Annotated in this window: 18 protein-coding genes; 10 read left to right on the top strand and 8 right to left on the bottom strand. The window is 45.7% G+C overall.

All coding sequences use genetic code 11. The features are described 5' to 3' along the window. Positions 1 to 2 precede the first annotated feature (2 nt). The 4 genes from yicI to bcbE all read left to right on the top strand — a co-directional run bounded on the left by yicI (position 3) and on the right by bcbE (position 7,757). A complete protein-coding gene (gene yicI / locus MHH93_RS18365) occupies positions 3 to 2,321 on the top strand; it encodes an alpha-xylosidase (RefSeq protein WP_500055184.1) in 2,319 nt (772 codons plus the stop codon). Positions 2,322 to 2,395: 74 nt separating this feature from the next. Next, positions 2,396 to 3,406: a phosphotransferase family protein gene (locus MHH93_RS18360; protein WP_500055183.1), complete on the top strand. Its 1,011-nt coding sequence runs from the start codon at positions 2,396 to 2,398 to the stop codon at positions 3,404 to 3,406. Positions 3,407 to 3,425: 19 nt separating this feature from the next. Then, positions 3,426 to 6,296, top strand: coding sequence for a glycoside hydrolase family 3 C-terminal domain-containing protein (locus MHH93_RS18355; protein ID WP_500055182.1), 2,871 nt, complete (start codon positions 3,426 to 3,428; stop codon positions 6,294 to 6,296). 159 nt (positions 6,297 to 6,455) lie between these two features. Beyond that, positions 6,456 to 7,757 (top strand): bacillibactin exporter BcbE, encoded by a 1,302-nt coding sequence (bcbE, locus tag MHH93_RS18350; protein ID WP_500055181.1) that lies wholly within the window; start codon positions 6,456 to 6,458, stop codon positions 7,755 to 7,757. Between the two features lie 158 nt (positions 7,758 to 7,915). Here the strand turns inward: bcbE and MHH93_RS18345 are convergent, their stop codons facing one another. Both MHH93_RS18345 and MHH93_RS18340 read right to left on the bottom strand, forming a co-directional pair. Further along, entirely contained in the window at positions 7,916 to 9,259 is a 1,344-nt protein-coding gene (locus tag MHH93_RS18345; protein ID WP_500055180.1) for an MFS transporter, read from the bottom strand. Between the two features lie 30 nt (positions 9,260 to 9,289). Beyond that, complete coding sequence (locus MHH93_RS18340) at positions 9,290 to 9,736, bottom strand: MarR family winged helix-turn-helix transcriptional regulator (protein ID WP_500055179.1); 447 nt, start codon at positions 9,734 to 9,736, stop codon at positions 9,290 to 9,292. A 230-nt stretch (positions 9,737 to 9,966) separates the two neighbouring features. Here MHH93_RS18340 and MHH93_RS18335 point away from each other — a divergent pair, with 230 nt between their 5' ends. Next, the gene (locus tag MHH93_RS18335) at positions 9,967 to 10,440 is read left to right on the top strand and encodes an RbsD/FucU family protein (RefSeq protein ID WP_500055178.1); all 474 of its coding nucleotides are present in this window, start codon (positions 9,967 to 9,969) and stop codon (positions 10,438 to 10,440) included. 4 nt (positions 10,441 to 10,444) lie between these two features. Here MHH93_RS18335 and MHH93_RS18330 read toward each other — a convergent pair whose 3' ends face one another. From MHH93_RS18330 to MHH93_RS18315, 4 genes are read right to left on the bottom strand one after another with little or no spacing between them, the layout of a single operon-like run. After that, positions 10,445 to 11,566, bottom strand: a complete 1,122-nt coding sequence (locus MHH93_RS18330) for a GerAB/ArcD/ProY family transporter (RefSeq protein ID WP_500055177.1) — start codon at positions 11,564 to 11,566, stop codon at positions 10,445 to 10,447. A 2-nt stretch (positions 11,567 to 11,568) separates the two neighbouring features. Further along, positions 11,569 to 11,787: a hypothetical protein gene (locus MHH93_RS18325; RefSeq protein WP_500055176.1), complete on the bottom strand. Its 219-nt coding sequence runs from the start codon at positions 11,785 to 11,787 to the stop codon at positions 11,569 to 11,571. 38 nt (positions 11,788 to 11,825) lie between these two features. Further along, positions 11,826 to 12,974, bottom strand: a complete 1,149-nt coding sequence (locus MHH93_RS18320) for a Ger(x)C family spore germination protein (RefSeq protein ID WP_500055175.1) — start codon at positions 12,972 to 12,974, stop codon at positions 11,826 to 11,828. Continuing rightward, a complete protein-coding gene (locus tag MHH93_RS18315; RefSeq protein ID WP_500055174.1) occupies positions 12,971 to 14,416 on the bottom strand; it encodes a spore germination protein in 1,446 nt (481 codons plus the stop codon). Before MHH93_RS18315 ends, MHH93_RS18320 begins: the two co-directional genes overlap by 4 nt. A gap of 186 nt (positions 14,417 to 14,602) precedes the next feature. On the opposite strand from MHH93_RS18315, the gene MHH93_RS18310 reads away from it, so the two are divergent. Continuing rightward, positions 14,603 to 15,160 carry a GNAT family N-acetyltransferase gene (locus MHH93_RS18310; RefSeq protein ID WP_500055173.1) on the top strand — a complete coding sequence of 186 codons (558 nt, stop codon included), beginning with the start codon at positions 14,603 to 14,605 and terminating at the stop codon, positions 15,158 to 15,160. A gap of 78 nt (positions 15,161 to 15,238) precedes the next feature. Then, positions 15,239 to 15,859 carry a TraX family protein gene (locus MHH93_RS18305; protein ID WP_500055172.1) on the top strand — a complete coding sequence of 207 codons (621 nt, stop codon included), beginning with the start codon at positions 15,239 to 15,241 and terminating at the stop codon, positions 15,857 to 15,859. A gap of 87 nt (positions 15,860 to 15,946) precedes the next feature. Here MHH93_RS18305 and MHH93_RS18300 read toward each other — a convergent pair whose 3' ends face one another. Together MHH93_RS18300 and MHH93_RS18295 are read right to left on the bottom strand one after the other, a co-directional pair. Further along, positions 15,947 to 19,621, bottom strand: coding sequence for a non-ribosomal peptide synthetase family protein (locus MHH93_RS18300; RefSeq protein WP_500055343.1), 3,675 nt, complete (start codon positions 19,619 to 19,621; stop codon positions 15,947 to 15,949). A 79-nt stretch (positions 19,622 to 19,700) separates the two neighbouring features. After that, entirely contained in the window at positions 19,701 to 21,443 is a 1,743-nt protein-coding gene (locus MHH93_RS18295) for a methyl-accepting chemotaxis protein (protein ID WP_500055342.1), read from the bottom strand. A 510-nt stretch (positions 21,444 to 21,953) separates the two neighbouring features. Between MHH93_RS18295 and rpiA the strand changes: the two genes are divergently transcribed. The 3 genes from rpiA to MHH93_RS18280 are packed head-to-tail and all read left to right on the top strand — an operon-like array spanning position 21,954 to position 23,727. Then, positions 21,954 to 22,625 carry a ribose-5-phosphate isomerase RpiA gene (rpiA, locus tag MHH93_RS18290; RefSeq protein ID WP_500055170.1) on the top strand — a complete coding sequence of 224 codons (672 nt, stop codon included), beginning with the start codon at positions 21,954 to 21,956 and terminating at the stop codon, positions 22,623 to 22,625. A 25-nt stretch (positions 22,626 to 22,650) separates the two neighbouring features. After that, entirely contained in the window at positions 22,651 to 23,250 is a 600-nt protein-coding gene (locus MHH93_RS18285; RefSeq protein WP_500055169.1) for a GNAT family N-acetyltransferase, read from the top strand. Between the two features lie 15 nt (positions 23,251 to 23,265). Continuing rightward, positions 23,266 to 23,727: a MarR family winged helix-turn-helix transcriptional regulator gene (locus tag MHH93_RS18280; RefSeq protein WP_253433574.1), complete on the top strand. Its 462-nt coding sequence runs from the start codon at positions 23,266 to 23,268 to the stop codon at positions 23,725 to 23,727. Positions 23,728 to 23,974 lie beyond the last annotated feature (247 nt).

Here is a 23,974-nt window from a genome sequence, read left to right as displayed (position 1 = left end):
ACATGAAATTTACTGATGGATTCTGGATGACTCGTGAAGGGTATCAGATTCAAAACCCGACTGACATTCGTGATATTGTACAAAAAGAAAATTCCTTGACCGTATATGCGGCAACTAAATATATTCGTAGCAAAGGCGACACATTGAACGGTACATTGCTGAAAGCAACGTACAGCTCACCTATGCCTAACGTTATTCGAGTAACGTTGAATCACCATAAAGGCGGAGTGAAAAAAGGCCCTGTATTTGAGCTTAATACGCAAGATGCAAACGTTGACATCTCGAAACATGAACAAGGTGCTGTGTTGAAAAGCGGTAACCTGGAAGTTCAGATCGACAAAACAAACGGGTGGGACGTTAGCTTCCTGTATGGAGGAAAACGGATTACAGGTAGCGGTCAACGAGCGGCTGGTTATATTACAGGTCCGAGCAAGGAAGCGTACTTCCGTGAGCAGCTTGATCTCGGTATTGGTGAATACGTTTACGGACTCGGGGAGCGCTTCACACCGTTTGTTAAAAATGGTCAAATCGTAGATACCTGGAATGAAGATGGCGGTACAAGCAGTGAGCAGTCTTACAAAAACATTCCTTTCTATCTGTCCAATAAAGGATATGGCGTATTTGTAAACCATCCGGAACGCGTATCATATGAGATTGCATCCGAGAATGTATCTAAAGTGCAATTCAGCGTAGAGGGCGAGACGTTGGAGTACTTTATCATCGGCGGTGACAATCCAAAGGATGTACTTGATAATTATACGAAATTAACTGGTAAACCAGCGCTTCCACCAGCATGGACATTTGGTCTGTGGCTGACAACATCATTCACAACGGATTATGATGAAGCAACCGTTAACCATTTCGTAGATGGCATGGCTGAACGTGATCTTCCGCTGTCTGTATTCCACTTTGACTGCTTCTGGATGAAGGAATACCAATGGTCTGATTTCGTCTGGGATGAAGCGATGTTCCCGGATCCGGAAGGCATGCTTGCACGTCTGAAAGAAAAGGGCCTCAAAATCTGTGCTTGGATCAACCCGTATATTGCAGAAAAATCCTACTTGTTCGATGAAGGGTTGGAGAACGGTTATCTGGTCAAAACAGCCGATGGCAGCGTATGGCAATGGGATATGTGGCAAGCAGGTATGGCTCTGGTTGATTTCACGAATCCGGATGCTGTGAATTGGTATAAGAGCAAGCTGGAAGTCCTGCTGGATCAAGGTGTAGATTCCTTCAAGACGGACTTCGGCGAAAGAATTCCGACAGATGTCGTGTACTTCGATGGCTCTGATCCGGTTAAAATGCACAACTATTATACACAGCTCTATAACAAAGCTGTATTTGAATTGCTCGAAGAGAAAATTGGCAAAAACGAAGCTGCCCTGTTTGCACGTTCTGCAACAGCCGGTGGTCAACAGTTCCCGGTTCACTGGGGCGGTGACTGCTCTTCCACGTATGAATCCATGGCTGAATCGCTTCGCGGTGGACTCTCACTTGGGCTTTCCGGTTTCGGATTCTGGAGCCATGATATCAGCGGCTTCGAAAGCACAGCAAGCCCTGACGTATACAAACGTTGGGTACAATTCGGACTTTTATCTTCACACAGCCGCCTGCATGGCAGCACTTCGTATCGTGTGCCTTGGTTGTTTGACGAGGAATCCGTGGATGTTGTTCGTGACTTTACGAAACTCAAAATCAGCCTGATGCCGTACCTGTACAATTCTGCGGTAGAGTCGACGGTAAAAGGTATTCCGATGATGCGCGCTATGCTGCTGGACTTCCCAGAGGACCCAACAACATACAGCCTGGATACGCAATACATGTTCGGTGATTCGATTCTGGTGGCTCCAATCTTCAATAAGGAAGGCGATGTGCGTTACTACCTGCCTGAAGGAACTTGGACGAACTATCTGACAGGAGCGAAAGTACAAGGTGGACGCTGGATCAGTGAAAACCATGACTTCAAAACGCTGCCAATGATGGTTAAACCAAACAGCTTGATCGCTGTGGGTGCTGTGGATAACAAACCGGATTACGACTTTGCCAATGATGTGTCCCTGCACTTGTTCGAACTGGCTGATGGTCAAACGGCTCAAGCTGTCGTTGTGAACCAAGCTGCTGAACAGGAACTGACAGTTAACGTTACACGTAATGGATCAGTGCTGGATGTTCATGCTGAAGGTGCAGGTAAACCTTGGAACATCGTACTTCGCGGTATTGAAAGTGTATCCAGCGTTGAAGGGGGTTCCCAAGTGTCTGGTGCAACTGGTGTTGTTATTACGGCAGCTACAGGCGCAACCTCACTTACAATCCAACTGTAACATGATAGAGTAGACGAAAGGACGGTGCCGCAAGGTGCCGTCTGTTTGTCTACAAGGATAGGAGATTGAATGAAATGAGTACGATGAATTCGGGTTTGCACTGTACGATATCAGCTGAGATGCTGCATCAATTGGTAGATATTCATTTTGGAAGCGATACCAAAGTGAAGGAGTTTGGACTCCTGCAAGGTGGACTTTTTAATACAACCTATCGGATTCAACTTGAACATGCACTCTATACGGATGTGATTTTACGTTTGGCTCCAGAGCGGGGAGAGATGGCGGCTGGTGCTGCGAGTGATTCCCTTTTTTCGTTCGAACGTACCATGATGGCGGCTGAACCGATTGTATATGAATATTACCGTAAGGCAGGCATTCCAGCTCCAAATATTATCGCCTGTGATGATAGCGGATCAATCATTCCAAGAACGTACATGTTTATGGCATTTATTCCGAGTAAGCAGCTGGATCACGCATCGATTTCAGACATGGATAAAGAACGATTGTACCATCAGCTTGGGGTGTATACCGCCATCATGCATCAGATCGAGGGTGCATCGTTTGGCTGGCCGCAAGGAGATGGGACGATTAAAGGCTCGGAACAATGGTCCGAGGTGCTGCACTCTTTTGCAGAAGAAACGGCACTTAAAGCGGCACAAGCCGAGTATATGCCAGGTGTGGGGGAAGAGATCGCCGCTATTTTCATGAAAAATAAAGACTTATTTGATCAGGTGATCCGTCCAGTACTGGTTCATAATGACCTGTGGGAAGCAAATGTACTTGTTCATGAGGAAAAGGGTGAGTTAAACATTGCGGCTATCATCGACGGGGATCGTTCCATGTTTGCTGACAGGGAGTATGAGGCCATATTGTCGACAGAATCGGTGGCTTTTCATGAAGGATATGATCGTCCTCTGGACCCGTCAGCTGAAGGACAGGCACGCAGGCTTGCGTACCGAATGCTGTCGTCGTATTTTAATGCCTACGTGCATGAACATCAGGTCAATCAACCTGAAGATGGTCAGAAGTATCGCCAACGTACGCTGGAGTTACTGAAGCAATGGAAGCAACTTGGACATCACTAATTCGCAGGAGGAATGAAGGATGAAGGAGTATCATCAATACCCGATGTGGGATGCGTCACTTTCGCTTGAGGAAAGGTTGGATGACCTGATTGCACGATTGACAACGGAAGAGAAGATCAGACTAATTCCTACACGTGAAGCAGCTGTGCCAAGACTGGGCATTCCAGCCTACAACGTTGGAGGCGAAGCTGCTCACGGGGTTGCATGGAAAGGGGAGGCAACGGTATTTCCGCAACCTCTTGGTCTATCCAGTACCTGGAATACGAGACTCATGCGAGAGATTGGTTCAGTCATTGGCGATGAGGCGAGGGCATACCATCACCGTAATCCTGAGGTTCACGGGTTAACCTTGTGGGCACCCACGGTTGATCTGGAACGTGACCCACGCTGGGGCAGAACGGAAGAGGGGTACGGGGAAGATCCAGTCCTCACAGGAGAGATGTCGGCAGCACTCGTCAAAGGCATGCAAGGAAATGATCCTTTTTATCTGAAAATGGTCGCGACATTGAAACACTTTTTTGCCAATAATAATGAGAAAGATCGGCTGAATTGTTCATCCAGCATCGATCCGCGCAATCTGCGGGAATATTATTTAAAAGCCTTTGAGACGCCATTTGTGGAAGGTGGGGCTTTGTCCATGATGACAGCTTACAATTCCATCAATGGTACACCTGCCATTGAAAGTCCATATGTGAATGATGTGGTTAAGGGCGAGTGGGCAATGCCAGGTTTTATTGTATGTGATGGGGGGGATCTGTCTCAGACGGTGAACTATCACGGTTATCACACCAGTCATGCCGAATCAGCAGCAGGTGCGTTGAAGGCAGGGGTGGATTGTCTCACGGATGAGGTTGATCTTGTCGTATCTGCTCTGGAAGATGCTCTTGAGCAGGATTTGTTGGAGATAGCTGATTTGGACCGAGCGATTCGTAACATTTTTGGTGTACGGATGCGACTTGGACAACTGGATCAATCTGGACGCAACCCCTATGCGTCTATCCCCGAGTCGGTATTATGTGCACCCGAGCATGCCAAACTTAGTTATCGTGCCGCTGCCGAATCCATTGTTTTACTCCAAAATGATGGATTGCTTCCCTTAGAGCCAGAAGCATTACAGAAGATCAGTGTCATTGGACCGCTTGCCGATGTGGTCTATACCGATTGGTACAGTGGCACATTGCCTTATCGTGTATCCGTCCTGAATGGATTGCGTAATCGACTACCCCAAACCGATGTAACGTACACGGATGGCAATGACCGTATTCAGCTCCAGACAGCAGACGGACAAGTTATAACCTTGGGTGTGGAAGATACACTCGTCGCTGTACCAGAGGGCAGTACACCTGCAGCTGAGTTCGTGCATCAAGATTGGGGCTGGGGAAGTCATACGCTGAGAAGTGTGAACAATAACCGATACGTTAGCTTAACCGAGCAAGGCATTTATCAGGCAAACGCACCGGAGATTGGCGGCTGGTTTGTGAAGGAAGTTGTTCGAATAGATCCTCTATCGGATGGAAGTAACACCCTACGGACGTGGAACGGTATCCCCATTGGATTGAGCGAATATCAGGGACAATCTGCTTTATCGCCACTTCCCTCACAAGGTGAACAAGCTACAGGATTTAATATTGATACGGTGACACGCGGAATCGAACAAGCCGTAGAAGCTGCACGAAGCAGTCAGGCATCTGTCGTTGTTGTAGGCAACAGCCCGTACATCAACGGCAAAGAAGAAATTGACCGCCCAAGTCTGCTGCTTCCACCGAGTCAGGTTGAGCTTGTCAAAGCTGTGTGTGAGGTTAATCCTAATACGGTGGTTGTCATCATGGGCAGTTATCCATTTGCTCTGCAGGAACTGAAAGGTATAGCCCGGGCAATTATTTATATGACTCATGCAGGTCAGGAATTGGGGAATGCGCTCGCAGATGTGCTGTTAGGCTATTATGCGCCGGCGGGCAGGTTGAATATGTCATGGTATGCAGATGAATCCCAGCTTCCTGACATCATGGATTATGACATCATTCAGCGTGGCATGACCTATATGTATCACCAAGGACCGGTTCAGTATGCATTTGGTCATGGCCTGACCTATTCGGAATTCGAATATGAAAATATTCGTGTAACTCGCAGTGCTCCAACGAAGGCCACCGCCACAGATCTATTGCAGATTGAAGTGGAGGTAAACAATAAGGGTGAACGTGACAGTGATGAAGTCGTTCAGATCTATGGATCTTCACATACCTCGCGTGTGAAACGAGCTCAGAAGCAACTGCTTGCTTTCCGTCGTGTTCATATTAAAGCAGGGACGCGTGTTACGGTAAGTTTCGAGATCCCTGTTCAGAAGCTGGCGTTATGGGATGTTACCCGAGATCGATACTGCCTGGAGACAGCGACCTGGGCCATTCGGGCAGGGCGTTCTTCCGCAGATATCCGCCAGTCGATTGATATTGAGATTGAAGGTGAGACGATTCCTGATCGTCCGCTGCATCTGCTTACCTTTGCTGAGAATTATGATGCTTGTGCAGGTGTTCTGTTGGATGAATGTTTGGAAGGACGTTCGGCAGTTCGGGCCATCACTCGGGAAGAACCCTTATATCGAGAGGGTCAGTCATCATGGATCGTTTTTCACCATAATGGTGTTCAGGAAGTGCAAGGATTTGAAGCCAGAGTGGCAGCTTTTGGGCAAGAGGGTCGACTGGAGATTCGTTCTGGAGGACTGGAGGGTGAGCTGCTTGGTGTGTGTGAAGTTCCTGGACCTGGAGGCAGTGTGAACGGGAAAGATATGGAGTGGACAACGGTCCAGTCTTTGCTTGAGGCATCACATAAGGTAAAAGAGTTGTATATTGTTTTCAAAGGCGGAGCAGCATTACGGCACTTTAATTTATTCTAGTTGTAGACATATTGAGCCAAAGAAGCTGTCTTGCACAAATACGCGCAGGCAGCTTCTTTGTGTGAACAAGTGGTAACATCCCGCATGTCCTGAATAATCAACCTCCGAAACAAGCACAATAATGCTGTTGTGTGTAGAATCTGTAAAGGTGGTTGTGGTATGAATGATAAAAAGTGGGACCTCGTCGCACTTGCTTCCATCCCTTTAATTATGACCTTGGGTAACTCCATGCTGATACCGATCTTGCCACAGATTGAACGTGAATTGAAGGTTTCTGCATTCAAGGTCAGTATGCTTATTACAGTCTACGCTGTAGTTGCCATCCTGCTTATTCCACTCGCAGGATATCTGTCTGATCGTTTTGGGAGAAAAGCAATCATTATTCCCAGCCTCATCATTGCAGCCGTCGGGGGAGCTGTTGCTGGTGTTGCTGCATGGATGCTGAACGGAAATATAGCCTACTGGAGCATTTTAGGTGGCAGGTTACTGCAGGGGGTTGGAGCCGCTGGCGCATTCCCTATTGTCATTCCTTTGGTTGGAGACATGTTCAATGATGAAGATCAGGTGAGCAAAAGTCTGGGAATCATTGAAACCTCAAATACGTTTGGTAAAGTGTTAAGTCCGATTCTGGGGGCAGCACTGGCTGTTTGGTTGTGGTATTTACCATTTATGGCGATTCCGGTTCTATGTGTTCTTTCGCTGATTCTGGTTATTTTCCTGGTAAAAACACCCAAGAAAAAAGAAAAGCCACCCACCTTTAAGGAATTTGTAGCTTCCATTCGGGATGTACTCAAAGTAAAAGGACGATGGTTGTACGCCTTGTTTGCGATCGGCGGAATCTGTATGTTTATTCTGTTTGGTGTGCTTTATTATTTATCTGAGACGTTGGAGAGCGAGTTTTTCATGGAAGGGATCGTAAAAGGTCTCGTGCTCGCCATTCCGCTAGCGGCACTGTGTCTGTTTTCTTTTTTCTCAGGAAAATGGATCGGAAAGATTAAGCCTCGTATGAAATGGCTTGGGTTCGCAGGACTTATTCTTGTAACCGTTTCGCTGGGTGTTATTGGAATTTTCGATAATATCTACGTTGTGGTGGGTCTTTTCACACTGGGAAGTGCCGGAATAGGTGCAACCTTACCATGTCTGGATGCCCTAATTACTGAAGGTGTGGACAAGAAGCAGCGAGGCACAATCACGTCTTTGTTCAGTAGCATGCGATTCATCGGTGTATCGCTTGGGCCGCCTGTTGTTTCTTTGCTGATTGGTTCACAACATTTTTTGCTTTTTGGTGTGCTCGCCGCGTCTGGCGCAGTAGGCGGATTGCTGACATTATTTGCAGTTAAGCCGGATAAGGGAGATCAGCCTACTTCAGGAAGCGGACAGAAAGAGGATGAAACACATATGGATGTGATCGAGACGAGTAGAGGGTATGCTTCCATAGGACGCAAGAAAAGTCCATTTTAGATAGACGGTACAATATGACAGGTGCATTCCCATGCTGTCTTAAGTTTGATTAATATTGAGAGCTATTCCTATAAAAAAACGCGTTTACGTCTAAGAAAGCGGATGAATTGGCTTTCTTAGTGTAAACGCGTTTTTATGTTCAGAATGATTTTAACCCATCATTCGTGTTTGCTTTTATTCGACTGGCTAGTTTCGGTGTTGCCGGCTCCAGATTCTGAATTCCTGGATTGACCTTGAGGTGGTTCCGTTGCGGTGATATGAGTATGAGCGAGCAGAGCATGAGGTTCAATGGAGAAGCTGCCGCTTCGTTTTCCCTGGATCAGATATATAAGCAAGAACAGAATCATAAACATCACGGAATATCGATACATATCGGTATAACTGGTTATGGCAGCAATAGCGCCAAGAAGAAGGGCACCGGTCGCAATCCCCAGATCCAGCGAGTTCAAAAACATACCATTAGCCATACCCCGTTGAGTAGGAGATACAACTTGAATCATCCAGGTCTGAAGAGATGACTGCATGGAACCATAACCGATTCCGTAGATAAAGGCAGCAATGAACAGAAGGGACATGGAGGTTGCGTACGAGAGCAGGATGAGGCCGACAGCAACGAATATTGCCCCTGGAATGAGCAGTGCTTTTGGACCTTTATTGTCATAGATCCGCCCTGCAAATGGTCTAACCAATAACACCGCGAGTGCATTGAACAAAAAGAACAGCGCAGGATTGGCCAGATTGGCTTCCTTGCCATACAAGACGATAAATCCGACAAGCCCACCATAGGTGATGGATAATAGGCAATTCAGCACACTGGGCAGAATCAGCTTGCGGTTGAAAGGTGTCTTCTGTTTCGGGTTGGCCCCTGAAGCACTTGTTGTGGCTTGTGGCATGATGGTTGTACTGTTATCGGTTCTGACTGCTTTTTTGCGTGTCAGTGAATAACTCAGTGGATAGATCACAGCGAGGACACCCGCGGTACATAACATCAGGGTTACAAAACCTGCACCCTGGAGCAGAGTGACCCCAATGATTGGCCCCATAGACATAGCCAGGCTAGTCGATAGACCAAAGTAACCCATACCTTCACCCATTCGTTTGACAGGCACAATATCCGAGGCCATCGTTGGAAAAGCGGTACTGCTCATACCAAACCCGATACCAAACAACATTCTCAGCAACAAGAGCAAAGCTATACCCGCAGCAAAATAATAGCCGAGTGTTGCCAGCAGGGCTACGGACAGACCTATATAGATCATGGCGTTACGAAGACCCTTCTCCAACGCTTTAGCGGAGTAGAGACGGGCTGCTATGGCACTTAGTGCAAACAGACAGGTGAACAAACTTACTTCAAACGCATTGGCGTGAAATCGCTCCTGAACGTAGGACGGAAGTGGAGAGACAATCATGTGCAGTTGCAAGAACAACAAGAAGTTGCACAGCATCAGCAGTATAAAATCGGTAGTCCATAGTCTAACTTGTTGTGTAGATTGTTCTTTCATGATGATGTATTCCCCCTGAGTTGTGATTCATTACAAGTTGCGGTTAATGAGGGAAAGAGTATGTTTAAATGCTTCCATCTGGTCTTCGGATATACCTTCAGCAAGTTCTTTATTCATTTCTCTTTCAATCGGAACGAGGATATCAATTAACGCTTTGCCTTCCGTGGTGAGATATAACAGATAGGCTCTGCGATCCTGTTCGCTGGTCCGGCGTTCTACCCAGCCTTTTTTCTCAAGCAGATCAATAATCCGGGCAGTGGTGGGTTGGTCTTTGAAGACCCGTGCAGCGAGCTCCTTCTGATTCACACCTTCACCGCGGTCAACATTAAAGAGAACAGAAAATTGCTCTGTCGTAATATCATAAGGTTTGAATCGCGTCGCAAGTAAAGCGACTGCTTTACGGTGTGTGAAACCCAGCATGAATCCGACAGATTGTTCCAGGGTGTAGTCCATATAATTGTGAATCCTCGCTTCCATAATAAAATGTCTCAATTAATTAGTTGTTATAACAACTATATGTTAAACAAGTAATATTGTCAAAATGAAATATCTTATCTGGAACAACATGTACGCTGTACAATGATTAAAAAATACTGGTAGAATAGAAATGAAAACGCTTCTATGAAATGAAATTCAGATTGCTTTTGAAGAATGGAGAAAACCAATTCGCTCTAACCGATGTTGGAGAAGATCAAGGAGAGCTGTGTATGCTGAAGAATATTCCCGCAATCATTCCTCCAGAGTTGCTCAAAATCATGTCTGAAATGGGGCATGGGGACGAGCTGGTACTGGCTGATGGCAATTTTCCGGCAGCGAGTCATGCCAAGCGACTGGTACGCTGTGATGCACTGGGAGTCGTCGAACTATTGGAGGCCATCCTGCAATTATATCCACTGGATACCTACGCTGAGCGTCCTGCTGCTGTCATGCAGGTTGTCAAAGGGGATCAGGTGGTACCGATCATATGGGAAGACTACCGTCGTTTAATTGAAGAATACGAAGGCATCACGGATGCTTTGGATCATGAAGAGCGATTTGATTTTTATAAACGTGCTTCGAATGCCTATGCGATTGTTGCTACTGGTGAGCGTGCACAATATGCCAATCTGATTCTGAAGAAAGGCGTCATTTTCCCTGATGCTGATCCTGCTCAGCAACAACAGAACGCTGAATCAAACTGAATCCCTAGGATGGCGACGGAGCACCTGATGCTTTGGTCGCCTTTTTATTTTTGCCATTACGTAGCCAGTATACCAGAACGTACAGAATGGGCATGGATTCAATAAGAACAGTGTAAAGTGGAATTGCGTACGAACGAATGGCTAGCTCGTACGACGCAGCATCTTTGGCATATTGAAGCACAATGGCTGCAGCCGTTCCCCCAATCAGATACACAACAGATTTTTGTTGCCTAACCCCACTCAATTTGGAAAGACAGACGGAAGCTACGTACAACAGAAATGAGCTGCGAGTGAACATCGTTGTTGACCATATCGCAATCAGAACAGGGTCCAGATTATCCAGAAAGTCTCCGTATCGGGCAAAACGGACCATCTCAAGCAAAGGGTAGCGGAGACCTGCGGCAACATAAGGGCCAAAATTCATCAGAGTGAACATCCAGAATATAATGATAAATACAACAACGGTGCTACCGGCGAATAACATGCTTTTCAACATAGGACGCCTGAAAGCAATGACCGGTGCGAGGAAAAGGAAGAACATCCATTCAGAGAACCATGGCATGGTAGATAGAGATCCCATCACGATCTCCCCCAGATCATGATGGGTAGCCATTGCAAGCAATATTCCTGGATTGCCCCCGCCCCCAACCGCTGGAATAAGTAAGGTGGACGTAAACAGCTGCACCAGAAAAATACCTTCTGCCATAAATACAATGGTAACCAATCCTGAACGCGCAGTCAGGCAGATGCACAGTAGAGTAAGGGTGGATGTTAACCAAATCGGAGTTTGTGGCAGATACATCGATTGCAGGAAGACAATGAAATTTTCCACATCAATCGATAACAAGTAGATACATAACAGTACAATTAATCCGATATAAAAGCGATGCACAACCTTGCCCACAATATCCTCTCCATAGGAGAGCCAGGCTTTGTCAGGGTTAATGGAACCCAAACGGTATGTAAAGAACAGAAATATCAGACTAATTAAAAAACCGCCGATGGTGGACAACCATCCCTGATAGCCACTCATTTTGAACAAACGTTGCAGTAGGAAGGCAACAGGTTCGGAATATAGGTAAACAAACATGAAGCGGTAAGCCTGTCCCGCAGTCAGATGGTTCATGGTTAATCCCCTTCCTTATGAATCATGGGATCAGCCCAGCCAAAAGCCCATTGAATTACATCATTGGGATTAGGCCACGCTGACCAGCTTACTGCGAGCGTATTCCATACGAGGAATAGACCAAGCAGGATGAAATAGGTACGTCGGATTGCTTTTTTGCTTGTTTTTACAGATGACCAATCCAGTAGATACAGTCCCGCAAATACGATAACGGCTATCACGTATGTAACCTCCTTGGTAAAAGCCATTCCCGTGCAAGCTAGAAGCTTGACTCCGAGCCGACAAATTGAATGTTGATATTCGTGTTGACGGTAAATTGCAGATCGTTTTTTACATAGTTGACCCATGTGGGCCGGAGCTTCTTCCATACCTGCGGGTGTCTCCATTCCAGTCGGTATCCGAGCCTGAGTATATCGGCACCTTGTTGTTTTGCGGTTTGCAGGGCACGGGTAAGATGAGCATTTAATTTTTCGTTAGCGGCTTGTTCAATGTCCTTTGTACCGACAATGTCTTTGGCCTTGAGAACTGGAATGACCGAGTTCAACTCGGCTTTGCCCGTCAAGTTAATGATGAAATGTGGTTCACCATTCTGAAGTTTTGCTTGAATATCAGAATGCATGTTGTACAATGTCATGCTTGCTTTTTGTTTTTTGGTTCTAACGGAGATGGTCATTGAATCCAGATTCTCCCCTGCCCACGCAACGGCACGTGCCTCATCGGCTGAGAGTGTGCCAACCATGTGCATCTGTCTGAATATGGTTCCGCCGATCTGACTGACCCACTTTTTGGATTCGCCTTCTTCACTGACCATGGCTGTTTTTTTGCTGCCTAACATTGATGTGGCGTATCCCTGATTCATTTTATCTGCTGTAAATATGCTTAACATCTGGGTTTTTAAGAGATTTTCCTCTGTGGAAAACTCCCGTAGTACATCACTCGGTGTTTCCTCAAATACAGGAGTCAGATCAGAAATATCCTTGGCTCTGCCACTAGTAACCATTACGTAGCTGCTCAGGTGGAACAAGGGCTGGCGTGCGATCCATTCCATCGTATCTTCAATTCCTTCTCGTGCGTAGGCTTGTCCAAACACAATCACACGCGTATGTCCCCAGGAGATTTTACGGGTAAGGTCTGTCTGGATTCTCTCTATGGCGTCTGCAATCGTTGGTGCTGTTGCGGAAACGGCTGCATAGGGCTCCTTACCTGATCCGCCCCCTTCGGGAGAAAGACGATTGGGGAGCGGCATGCTCAGTGTAACTTCGATTTCTCCTGGAGTGGCCGCTTTATCCACGTACATGGCGGTTATGAAGGTTCGCTCGTTAATCTCAACTTTGGACCAACACCCGGTGCATAACAGACAGCAGATTAAAATGATTGCAAGATGTAGAGGAGGCCTTTGAAATATCATGGTGTATCCTGCCTCCTGTCATTATCGGTCGTATAGGCTTTGGTTCGTTTTTTCATCATGAACCAGGGCACCCGAATAAACGTATCCTTAAAATCACGCAGTATGAGTGGGGCAAAAGGCTGCATGTATGGAACACCAAATGAACGCATGCTGACCATATACCAGTACAACAGGTAGATTGAAATGACAACACCGAACAGGCCCAGTGTTCCACCCATCAGCAGTACCGGAAAGCGGAGCAGCCGGAAGGCCAATCCCAACTCGAAATGCGGGATTATAAAGGCTGCAATTCCTGTAATAGATACAACAATAACCAATGGAGCAGAGACAATACCTGCCTGTACAGCTGCTTGTCCAATGACAATACCGCCAATAATAGAAACCGTCTGTCCAAGTGGCTTGGGAATCCGTATGCCAGCTTCCCGTAATCCTTCAAAGGTAATTTCCATGATGAGGGCTTCAATTAATGCCGGAAAAGGAATATTCTCTCTTGCGGATGCAATGGTAATGAGCAGATTGGTGGGAATAATCTCGGGATGAAATGTAGTGACTGCTACATATACAGAAGGCAACAGGAAAGCAATAACTGCAAACAGCAAACGGATCATTCGTATAAATGAAGCGGAATGGAACCGCTGGTAATAGTCTTCGGAAGATTGCATCAATGAGAAGAATGTGACGGGAATGAGCAGGGAAAAGGGGGTTCCGTCCTGCATGATTCCAATACGTCCTTCTACCAGTGCTGCGGCAACAGTATCAGGTCTTTCGGTATATTGATACTGTGGAAAAGGAGAGAGCGGGTGATCTTCCAGAAATTCTGACAGATAACTGACGCCAAGGCTGCTATCCATATCAATCTCACCCAGACTGGTTAATACATTCTCCAAAATGTCAGGTTTGCATAAACCTTGAATATAAATGACAAACACTTCGGTTTTGGTATATTTGCCGATGGTGAATTTGATCATTTTGAAATCCGGATGTTTAATTTTGTGTCGCAATAGAGACATATTTACATTAATATCTTCGATAAACGCTTCCTGTGGGCCAACGACGACGACTTCATTTGTTGATTCAGGTACGGAGCGCTTCTGATAATTCTGGATTGAAAAAATGATCATGCCAGACATGCCTTCGACATGGAGTGCTGCATTACCGATTACGATATCATCTACCAACGTATCAGCTGAATCTCTGTGCTGGCTTTCGAGTGAAAAAAAAGTTCCACTTACGACTTGCGTAATAAAATCGGGACCCACTTCGTTCCGTGCGACCTCATCAAGCAAAGGTTTCACAATGGCTTCTCTCATAATCTGTGTATCGACAATGGATTGGATATAGAGCAAGGTACAATGTAAAGGACCAATCTGAAGCGGTTGGTAGATCATGTCTGCCACACCGATCAGGCGTGATTGCACTTGTAGAAGAATGTTTTCTTTCATAAGTTTCTTCCTCCTATATGAATGAATAGTCCAGTCTCTGTCAGTTATGAGCGATACTATAGTGTGCAACGCTTCGACTGAAATATACTCCAAAGTGTGAATGTTTGATATCGCCAGAGAATTGCCCAAGATACTACAAACTTTGATGCAGATGATGAATGGGGAAAAGGAAAGGGTTGTTTTACAATGAAAAGATACACAAACGATGAGACGCTGGTCTCGATCCTAGAGGAGTTGAGTGGGGTGCATCACCGAATTAGACAAGCGGGTCTTCCTGATTGTGATGAAGTGGGAGGATTATTCAATGAGTACAGGATGTTCTATAACCAAAATGCTGACATTCAGGCAGCACGTCAGTATATTAAAGAACGAATGGAACGCCATGAATCGGTGATTTTGGTAGCAGAAACCGATGTGGAAAGAGATTATGGGTCAGATGAAAGCAACGGTAGGCCAATCTCGAAAGGACAGAAATGTACGGGATTCGTTCAGTTGTATCCCAATTATAGCTCGGTATCAATGGGGCCGATCTGGGTACTTAATGATCTATATGTGCATCCTGATTATCGTCAGCAAGGTATTGCAAGGAAGCTGCTGCAAGCAGCCAAGCGATTGGCATCTGAGCATGGCGTTCTTCGGATATCACTCTCGACTGAGTTAAGTAACACGCAAGCGCAAGCTTTGTATGAGTCCGAAGGATATGCACAGGATACCAAATTCATGTATTATGAACTTAATGTATAAGAGGTTGCTCCAAAAGACGCACTAATATATATGAATGGCAGACTTGTGTATTCGGGAAAGAGGGAGGGGAGTCGCAACATGATGCAGTGGATTGCCATGATCACAATGTTAATTGATCATATAGGGGCTGTCTTTTTTCCACATATTATAGAACTAAGAATCATAGGTCGTATCGCTTTTCCAATCTACGCGTTTGCAGTGTATATTGGTTACAAACATACACGAGATGTACAAAAATACATATGGCGTCTGTTCTGGATTGCGATAATCTCACAGGTGCCGTTCATGGCTGCGTTTAACCATTATTCTCTGAACGTGGTATGGACATTGTGGTCAGCCCTGCTGGTACTATTCGTTATTGATAAATTGCCATCCCGCTTACTGGGTATTCCCATTGTGATTGGAGCAGGTTGGTTTATGGAAATTAGTCAAATGGATTACGGGATGTACGGGTTGTTATTAGTTCTGTTATTCCGTTATTTCCAGGGGCCTGTACTTGTCGTGGCACATGTTGTGTTAAATGCACTGTATCTTCTGCTACATAACAGCTCTGTGCAAATGTATAGTGTAATGGCAACCGCCGGCATTGCTATTGCCCAGTATTACCAAGCAGGGTTCCGTATGAAGGGGCCGCGTTGGGTCTGGCGCTATTTCTATCCAGCTCATCTCGCCATCATTGCCATCATTCGATGGATCTAATAGAATGATCCGGATTAAAGGCAAAACAAAGAAGCCACTTTCATCGTCATGGACTGACGAGAAGGTGGCTTCTTTAATAAAGTGAACTCACTCCATTGCTGTAGAAGTGCCATAATGTGGCCGAATTGCTGCGGGGAAGTACCCAATCTGAACAGCATAGTCTAACATGGCGGAGATGAATCGATCATCTGTTTTCGCACATGAGATTCCGGCAGGTTCTACATAAGCCGTTGTGACAGGGCAAGCATAGACATAAGCTGAATCCTTCGCCCCGTCGCCTTCAAGCTGTGCAATAGCCAACTGAAGAGCTTCCGGCTCCTTGATGATGCTGGCATCGAACAACCAACGGGTGTAATCTGCAAAAGGAAGTGTTTCGACATTGTAACCAGCCCGATTCACAGAACGAATCAGCTCATCATAGCGGATTGGCTCCGGATTACAGATGTGGAATACACGACCGGCTGTATCCTGACGCAAGGCCAGGTGAACAATCGCTTCACTTGCATAGTTGATCGGTGTAAAATCAACCATCCAATCAGCCGCAGGAGCCTTGCCAAGCAATAACATCGCTTTGATCATGCGATAGAAGGCATTGCTGTCAATATTGGACTGGAAACGTCCAGTATCAGAGTGGCAAGTCAGATTACCTGCACGATAGATGCTGACGGGTACACCATCTTCTGCGGCAATCATGAGCACTTTCTCGGCTTCAAGCTTACTGTCCGAATACAGGTTGTCCACATGCAAGTCAGCCGGGAACCGATCATATTGCAGGGAGGATTCCCATTGTCCGCTGAGTGCGAGATCTTCCGGAATACCCATCGTGGACACATGGTGGAAGGAGGCTCCAGGTTTGCTGCGAATCAGATCCAGCAATGCGACTGTTCCTTCCACATTCGTTTTGGAGAACTGTTCGGCATCCCCGAAATGTCTTACGTCTGCAGCACAGTGGATGACACGGTCAATTCGTTCCTGAACATAAGCCGTTTGTTCTGCGGACAGACCCAGATGAGGTTGTTCGAGATCGCCTTCAATAATCTCCACGCGCGCAGCCAGTTGGTCAGTCAGTTGTTTGCCGAAATATCCTTCCAGCACGTTAGTCAAACGTTCCATCGCAGTTATTCCATTGGTCGGGCGACGAACCAGAGTATAGATTCGAGTGCTGGAATTCAGAATTAACTGTTGCAGCACATGAGAGCCCAGATAACCGGTTGCTCCGGTCAGTAACACATGTTCAGGTTCACGAATGACTGGATACCCTAACTGGGACGTTAGTTCCACAGGGTGTTCGGATAATTGGGTGATCATGCCACCCGTCACCGCCGAATGGGTCACTTCTGCTGAACTTTGAGACAGTTCTTCCACGCGACGAGCGAGAGCACGGACTGTTTTCTCGGCAAAGAAGTCGGCAATTTTCAGCTGCGGGTAATGCGGCTTCAGAATAACCAGTACATGAATGACCCGGAGTGAATCACCACCGATGTTGAAGAAGCTGTCTTCGACACCAAAGTCATCGTGTTGAAGGATTTCTTTCCATGCGTCCAGGATAATGGATTCTGTCTCCGTCTCCGGCATGACCCGGTCTGGGCGATCTTCATGTCGTTCCACATGCGGCATGGATACCATCGCTTTGCGATTGATTTTTCCAGTCGGTGCAATCGGCATTTCATCCAGCTGACAGATCCACTTCGGTACAAAATAAGAAGGGAGTTTCTCGGTTAGTGCTGCCTTGATGTCGGGAACAGAAAGGGTGCTGCCATCTTTCGATGTAAAATACCCAACCAGCATATTCTGTCCATCCGATTCTTTCTTAGGAATAACCGCAACGTTCTGGATCTGATCAAGCCGTGCAAAGTGATCTTCAATCTCTCCGATCTCAATGCGGTGACCACGAATTTTTAGCTGCGAGTCACTGCGACCGACATATTCCAATAGCCCTGTATCCAGCAATTTGGCAATATCGCCAGACTTGTAGATTTTCTCACCTATCGCAAACGGATTCTCAATGAATGCTTGCTCTGTACGTTCTGGCTGGTTCAGATAACCTTTGGCCAGTGCCGGGGTAGAAATATATACCTCACCAGGAACACCTACGGGACAGAGCTGATGCTCTTCATTTACAATGTATACTTTGTAGTTATGAATCGGTTTACCGATAGGGATGTTCACCACATCTTCGGGAACCTGCTTACTAATGCGGTGAGTGGCTGTGGCTACGGTACATTCGGTAGGTCCGTACACATTAACAATATCAATCTGGTTTCCGAATTTCCGCTGGAAGGCACGAACCTGTTCACCGTAGAGCGCTTCTCCGGCTACGGTAATAATTCTGACTTTGGCCAGCTTGTGGAAACCTTCATCAGACAAATAGGAAGCAAGCTGATTGAAGAAAATGGTAGGCAGTATCGTGATGATGGTTGTTCCTGTCCGTTCAATTGCACTTGCGAATTCTTCAACAGATACACGTTCTTCCGCAGACAACAGATATAATTCTGCTCCATAGAACAAGGCGCCAATCGTATCCCACACGGATGCATCGAAGCTGTATGTAGCAAATTGGGTTAATACATCGCCTGGTTGAATGTCACAATCACGCTGAACCACACTGCCAAGATTAGTTACACCCCGATGGGCAATCAGTGCACCTTTCGGCTTACCTGTTGACCCTGAAGTATAGATAATGTAAGCAAGGTCATCTGGCTGAATATTCAGATTAGGGTTGCTTGCTGCAAATCCGGCTAGGCGACCATCCACAGCGAGAATCTGACGGACCGTAGTTATACTGGAGAACAAGCTGGAAGCCTGGGCAAAAGAAGCTTCCGTTGTCAGCACGAATGAGGACGCTGTATCTTCCACAATATAACTGTTACGTTCTTCTGGATGCTCAGGATCAATTGGAACATATGCACCACCTGCCTTCAGAATACCGAGCAGGGAGATGATCGTCTCCAGACTGCGATCCATAAAGATACTGACGAATTCACCTTTTTGCAACCCATTGGATAACAGAACACGTGCCACTTGATTCGCTCGTTCATTCAATTCTCGGTACGTATAACTTTTGGATGGCGATGTTATCGCCGGTGAATTCGGATAGGCCGCTGCCGTTGCTTCAAACCAGCCGTGAACCGTCTGATGCTCTGGTTCGAGAACGTAAGTATCATTCATTTCACGGTAAAGCAATCGATCTGAGGCGGATAGAATATCTACCGAACCGATTGCTTTCTCACTGTCACGCACAAGGGCAAGTAGAATAGTCTGATAATATTCTGCATATCTCAGCACGGTAGACTCTTTCAACAGTGAACTGTCATAGAACAGATCGAGGATGAGCATGTTCTGATCATCTCGAACGTTCCAATTTAATACTTGAGGTGCTTGAGGCAACTGTACGCTATTCAGCATAAAGAAGGTTTCAGGGTATCCGCCGGTTTGCAGCATGTAGTCAATCTTGAGCTGCTCTGAAACCTGATCACATAGTTGGCTGAAAGCCAATTGTCCCTGAATCTGTAATGAAAGATAAGAAGCTGCCTGATCGGGTGCGAGTATACCTATGGCAAGTTCCTGTTCAGCTGACAATCGGAATAACAAGGCTGCATAAGCTGAGAGGAGTACCGGGTACACCATCTGTTCTCCAAACTTCTGTTTAAGATCACGACTTAGAGAAGCCTGTAGTGTAACTTGAGCAGACTGATAAGAGAATGATTGTTGACGTCGCCCAAAATCCAGTGGAATCTGCATAACCGGCAAACTAGATTCCATGGAATGGGAAGATGATGGTTGGTTTTCAATCACTTCAGTTATTCCTCCTTGGTTCAAACCGAATGTTTCTAGATTTGAATTATTGTTTGCTTACATTGAAATGAGAGATCAGTTCTGTCAATTCCTCAGACATGCTGTTAAGACGTGTGGACGAGTCTACCAGTGTAATCAACGATGCTTTTTGTTCATCAACCGATGAGGAAATTTGTTCACTGCTGTTTGCTGTCTTACTCACGCTTGAAGACAAGTCATCTGCTGTAGCAGTCATCTCCTCCGTACCCGCAGAGATTTCTTCTGTTGCGCTCGATACTTCCTGAATCTGATTAGATACTTTTTTAGCTGCTTCCAAAATATCTTCGAATAATTGTCCTGTTTGGTCAGCTACGCTGAGCCCTGTATCTACTTCTGACGTACCTTGTTCCATAGCACGTACAGCTTGTTTAATTCCAGCCTGGATCTCTTGAATCAATACGCCAACCTGGCTAGTCGCTTGTTCAGATTGCTCGGCAAGTTTGCGCACTTCACCTGCGACAACTGCAAATCCTCTTCCTTCTTCACCGACACGTGCTGCTTCAATGGATGCATTAAGGGCAAGCAAGTTCGTCTGGCTGGAAATTCCCGAGATGATATTGAGGATATCGCCGATTTCCTGTGAACGACTCTCCAGAACTTCAATGGCAGAAGCGGTGTTCTTCACCGATTCCGTAATCAGATTCATCTGTTCAGATACCTGACGGACAACGCTGTTACCTTGCTGTGAACGACGTTCCATTTCATAGGCTTCATCTGCCACACTTGCAGAGCTGCTGGCAATCGTCTGGATTACGGTAGCCATCTCGGCCATGGCACGTGCACTATCCCGGGTTGCCTGTTCTTGTGAACGAATATTTGAAGTGATTTGAGTCACATTGCTATTGATAGAATCTGCATTCTCACTATTTCGTTCGGAAACTTCATAGAGCTCTTTAGCAGATTGATTCACTTCTTGTGATGTGATTTGCACTTTTACGATCGTATCGTTAATTTTACGAACCATCGTGTTGAACTTCTCATTCACGAGTCCCAGATCGTCCTTGCCAGTCGGAATGTTGACATTCAAATTACCCCGACTAACGTCATCAATCCCTTTGATCAAGTGACGGATAGGGGACAGTGTGTTTTTAACCACAAGGTATTGGATAATCAGGAATAACAGCAAGAAGGCCACAAGGATGATAATTCCGTTTTTGAGCAAGGAGTTAAGTCCTGCAGGTACGGCTGATGCATCCGCATCGACGGCAAAATAGGAGAAAATCTTACCGTTGCTGTCTTTGATTGGATATGCAATGGTTGTCCAAGTTCCGAAATCATCGGAGTAGAATGTTGTGAATGTTGGGCGATCCGTATTAAGCATTTCTTTCAGTGCATTGGCTACAACGACTGGCTGCTCATACATGTCACCGATATTTACGTTCTCACTTTGAAAAGCCTCTCTTAGGTTAGTCGGCATCGCTACAAGGGAAGTTAATCTCTTGTTATCGCCACCGAGTTCAACACCGAAGATGTAGGCTTGTGCAATGTTAGGATAATATTCTTGCATTTCATCGAAATACGCTCGTAATTTCGTTTGTGATGCTCCATCGTAGCTACCTTCCGCAATAGCAGCTTGTACATCAGCAGAATTGATATCTTCAGCCCATTTTTTAGTGATTTGTTCCACCTGTCCATGCAGTTGATCAACAAGAACTGTTTTCTGGAAATAGTAACTGCTTGCGATTAGTGCTACCCCAATGATAATGATATTGGTAAATGAGAGTAGCAGATTTTTGGAGAAAAACGACATGCTTTTCCAACTTAATGATTTCACTTAATTCCACTCCTGATCTTCTTTAAATTAAGAAACTTTAGGGTTGCTTTGGTACAGTGAACTAGATCATTCCGTGATCCCCTCCAAAGGAAATTTATGCGACCATGGTCTTGGTTTATCAGTCGCTTTCGTAGAGACTTATGTACCGTATGAACCATAGGTGTCTAATTATTAAAACACATCTATAATTAATATGTCGTATAAAATGTCGTTAAATTGAATAGTATTGTTAAATATTTTTTAATATTTTACGTATTTATGGACATATCAGATGGTTTATAGGTATTTAGAACTGTTTATTTTAAAATTTCCCATTTTTTAGCTTCATTCTGTATTCTATAACATGGTGGGTAAAAATACATCCTTCAACAAAACAAAAATTAGATGTCAAAGATGCAACAGAAGGCACGGATATACATCGGAAGCGGTTTTATCTATAATAACTACATATGCAATTCTCAAATTATGAGCAGCGGGGGTTTATAGATGAATCTTAAACAGATAGCAGCAGAGCGTGCGGCAGAATATGTTGAAGATGGAATGAAGGTTGGATTGGGTACAGGTTCAACCGCTTATTATGCGATCTGCCGAATCGGTGAGCGGGTACGTGAAGGATTGAACATTCAGGCGGTTGCCACTTCAGAGGCTTCGGACAAGCTTGCCCGTGAATGGGGAATTCCTATCGTCCCATTCGACCAGATTGGACGTCTGGACCTGACCATTGATGGTGCTGATGAAGTAGATCCCCAATTTAACCTGATTAAAGGAGGAGGCGGGGCTCTTTTGCGTGAGAAAATTGTGGCGGCTAATAGTGACAAACTGATTATTGTAGCGGATGGCAGCAAATCCGTGCAAAAGTTGGGGAAATTCCCGCTTCCAGTGGAGGTTGTTCCATTTGCATCTGAATGGACTTTCCAAGCGCTCGAAAAATTGGGGTGTCAACCACAGTGGCGGATGGATGGACAGCAACGTTATCTGACAGACAACGGAAACCTGATAGCAGATTGCCATTTGGAAGCGATTGATCATGCCGCGAATCTGAATGTTCAATTGAACATGTTACCAGGTGTTGTTGATAACGGACTATTTGTGGATATGGCTAGCACGGTCATTCTTGCCCATGCGGACGGTAGTATCGAAGAGCTTCATCGTTCTTAATATGAGAGAGGGTGCGTTGCATCGTATGAAAGAACTACCCATCGTGGATGGTGAACTTGTTCTCCGGTGTGTGGAGAAAAAGGATCTGCATGAACTCTATGAACTGATATACAGTGATGACGTACCTGAATGGAAGCAATGGGATGCACCTTATTACCCACTTAAACATGAAAGTTATGAAAGTTTCGAACGAGGTATGCTCAAACGTATGAGCGTTGATCCAAGTGATTCCAAACCGGTATCGATCCGTATCATTGAATCCGACAGACAGATCGTGGGCACGATCAGCTATTATATAGAAGATGAGTTATCCATGTGGCTGGAAATGGGGATTGTAATATACAGATCTGCCCAGTGGGGACACGGGGTCGGCACACGTTCACTTGTCATGTGGTCAACTTATTTGTTTGAACATCTGCCATTGGTTCGGGTGGGACTAACCACATGGTCCGGCAATGAACGAATGATGCGTGCGGCTGAAAAAGCCGGATTACAGGTGGAGGGGCGAATGCGGAAGTGTCGTATCGTTCGTGGGGAGTACTATGATTCAATTCGTATGGGGATGCTTCGTGAGGAGTGGGAGCAGAAGCTGGCCTCCCATACGAGCCGAAATGTAAACAACTGATGGAGGATTATTGAAATGCTGAACACGGAGGACAACCGGGAACTGTCTTTACAATTATTCGTGGTTCTTGTTCGGGCCTACAATTCTGTGACCTCACGTTCCAACCGGGACATTCAGAGTCACGGACTGAATACGACAGAATTTGGTGTGCTTGATTTGTTATATCATAAAGGACCGCAGGCATTGCAAAAGATTGGTGAAAAAGTGCTAATGTCCAGTGGTAATATTACGTATGTTGTAGATAAGTTGCAAAATAAAAATCTGCTGTTTCGTCGACCATCCAAGGAAGATCGGCGTGTCATTTACGCGGAGTTAACCGATGAAGGAAGAGAATTGTTCACACAAATATTTCCTCAACACCATCAGGTCATCATTGATGCTTTGGAAGGACTTGATCCTGCGGAGAAAGTGGATGCGATTCGGATGTTGAAGAAGCTGGGACTGGCGGCAGAAGGGAAAACTGACTTGCGTTCATAACGCAGGTCAGTTTTTTTGTGGAACCCTATAGTACAGGTATACTGGCTGACTTACTTGCAAGGCCCTCCATAATATAGGAAGATTGTTCTATACATGCATGGCGTTAAACACATGATCATCAGGAATTCATGTATAATGGAACAGAACTTTTAAGAACGGAACGGATGGATTGGAACAAGTAGAAGAACCTATCCCGATTGTAAGTTAGCTAACATCGATCTCATTCTGGATTCGTCACGAATGATGA

It is taken from the genome of Priestia sp. FSL H7-0729, from assembly GCF_038005685.1.
Classification (GTDB): domain Bacteria; phylum Bacillota; class Bacilli; order Paenibacillales; family Paenibacillaceae; genus Paenibacillus.
Note: the sequence above shows the minus strand (reverse complement) of the source record. Positions and strands in the feature narration are given on the sequence as shown.

Excerpts from the sequence above, each read along its gene's own strand:
- MHH93_RS18340 (WP_500055179.1), bottom strand. The coding sequence starts at position 9,736 with ATGGAAGCGAGGATTCACAATTATATGGACTACACCCTGGAACAATCT.
- MHH93_RS18300 (WP_500055343.1), bottom strand. The coding sequence starts at position 19,621 with ATGGAATCTAGTTTGCCGGTTATGCAGATTCCACTGGATTTTGGGCGA.
- MHH93_RS18345 (WP_500055180.1), bottom strand. The coding sequence starts at position 9,259 with ATGAAAGAACAATCTACACAACAAGTTAGACTATGGACTACCGATTTT.
- MHH93_RS18360 (WP_500055183.1), top strand. The coding sequence starts at position 2,396 with ATGAGTACGATGAATTCGGGTTTGCACTGTACGATATCAGCTGAGATG.
- MHH93_RS18305 (WP_500055172.1), top strand. The coding sequence starts at position 15,239 with ATGATGCAGTGGATTGCCATGATCACAATGTTAATTGATCATATAGGG.
- yicI (WP_500055184.1), top strand. The coding sequence starts at position 3 with ATGAAATTTACTGATGGATTCTGGATGACTCGTGAAGGGTATCAGATT.
- MHH93_RS18315 (WP_500055174.1), bottom strand. The coding sequence starts at position 14,416 with ATGAAAGAAAACATTCTTCTACAAGTGCAATCACGCCTGATCGGTGTG.
- MHH93_RS18295 (WP_500055342.1), bottom strand. The coding sequence starts at position 21,443 with ATGTCGTTTTTCTCCAAAAATCTGCTACTCTCATTTACCAATATCATT.
- MHH93_RS18310 (WP_500055173.1), top strand. The coding sequence starts at position 14,603 with ATGAAAAGATACACAAACGATGAGACGCTGGTCTCGATCCTAGAGGAG.
- MHH93_RS18335 (WP_500055178.1), top strand. The coding sequence starts at position 9,967 with ATGCTGAAGAATATTCCCGCAATCATTCCTCCAGAGTTGCTCAAAATC.
- bcbE (WP_500055181.1), top strand. The coding sequence starts at position 6,456 with ATGAATGATAAAAAGTGGGACCTCGTCGCACTTGCTTCCATCCCTTTA.
- MHH93_RS18280 (WP_253433574.1), top strand. The coding sequence starts at position 23,266 with ATGCTGAACACGGAGGACAACCGGGAACTGTCTTTACAATTATTCGTG.
- MHH93_RS18330 (WP_500055177.1), bottom strand. The coding sequence starts at position 11,566 with ATGAACCATCTGACTGCGGGACAGGCTTACCGCTTCATGTTTGTTTAC.
- MHH93_RS18355 (WP_500055182.1), top strand. The coding sequence starts at position 3,426 with ATGAAGGAGTATCATCAATACCCGATGTGGGATGCGTCACTTTCGCTT.
- rpiA (WP_500055170.1), top strand. The coding sequence starts at position 21,954 with ATGAATCTTAAACAGATAGCAGCAGAGCGTGCGGCAGAATATGTTGAA.
- MHH93_RS18320 (WP_500055175.1), bottom strand. The coding sequence starts at position 12,974 with ATGATATTTCAAAGGCCTCCTCTACATCTTGCAATCATTTTAATCTGC.
- MHH93_RS18285 (WP_500055169.1), top strand. The coding sequence starts at position 22,651 with ATGAAAGAACTACCCATCGTGGATGGTGAACTTGTTCTCCGGTGTGTG.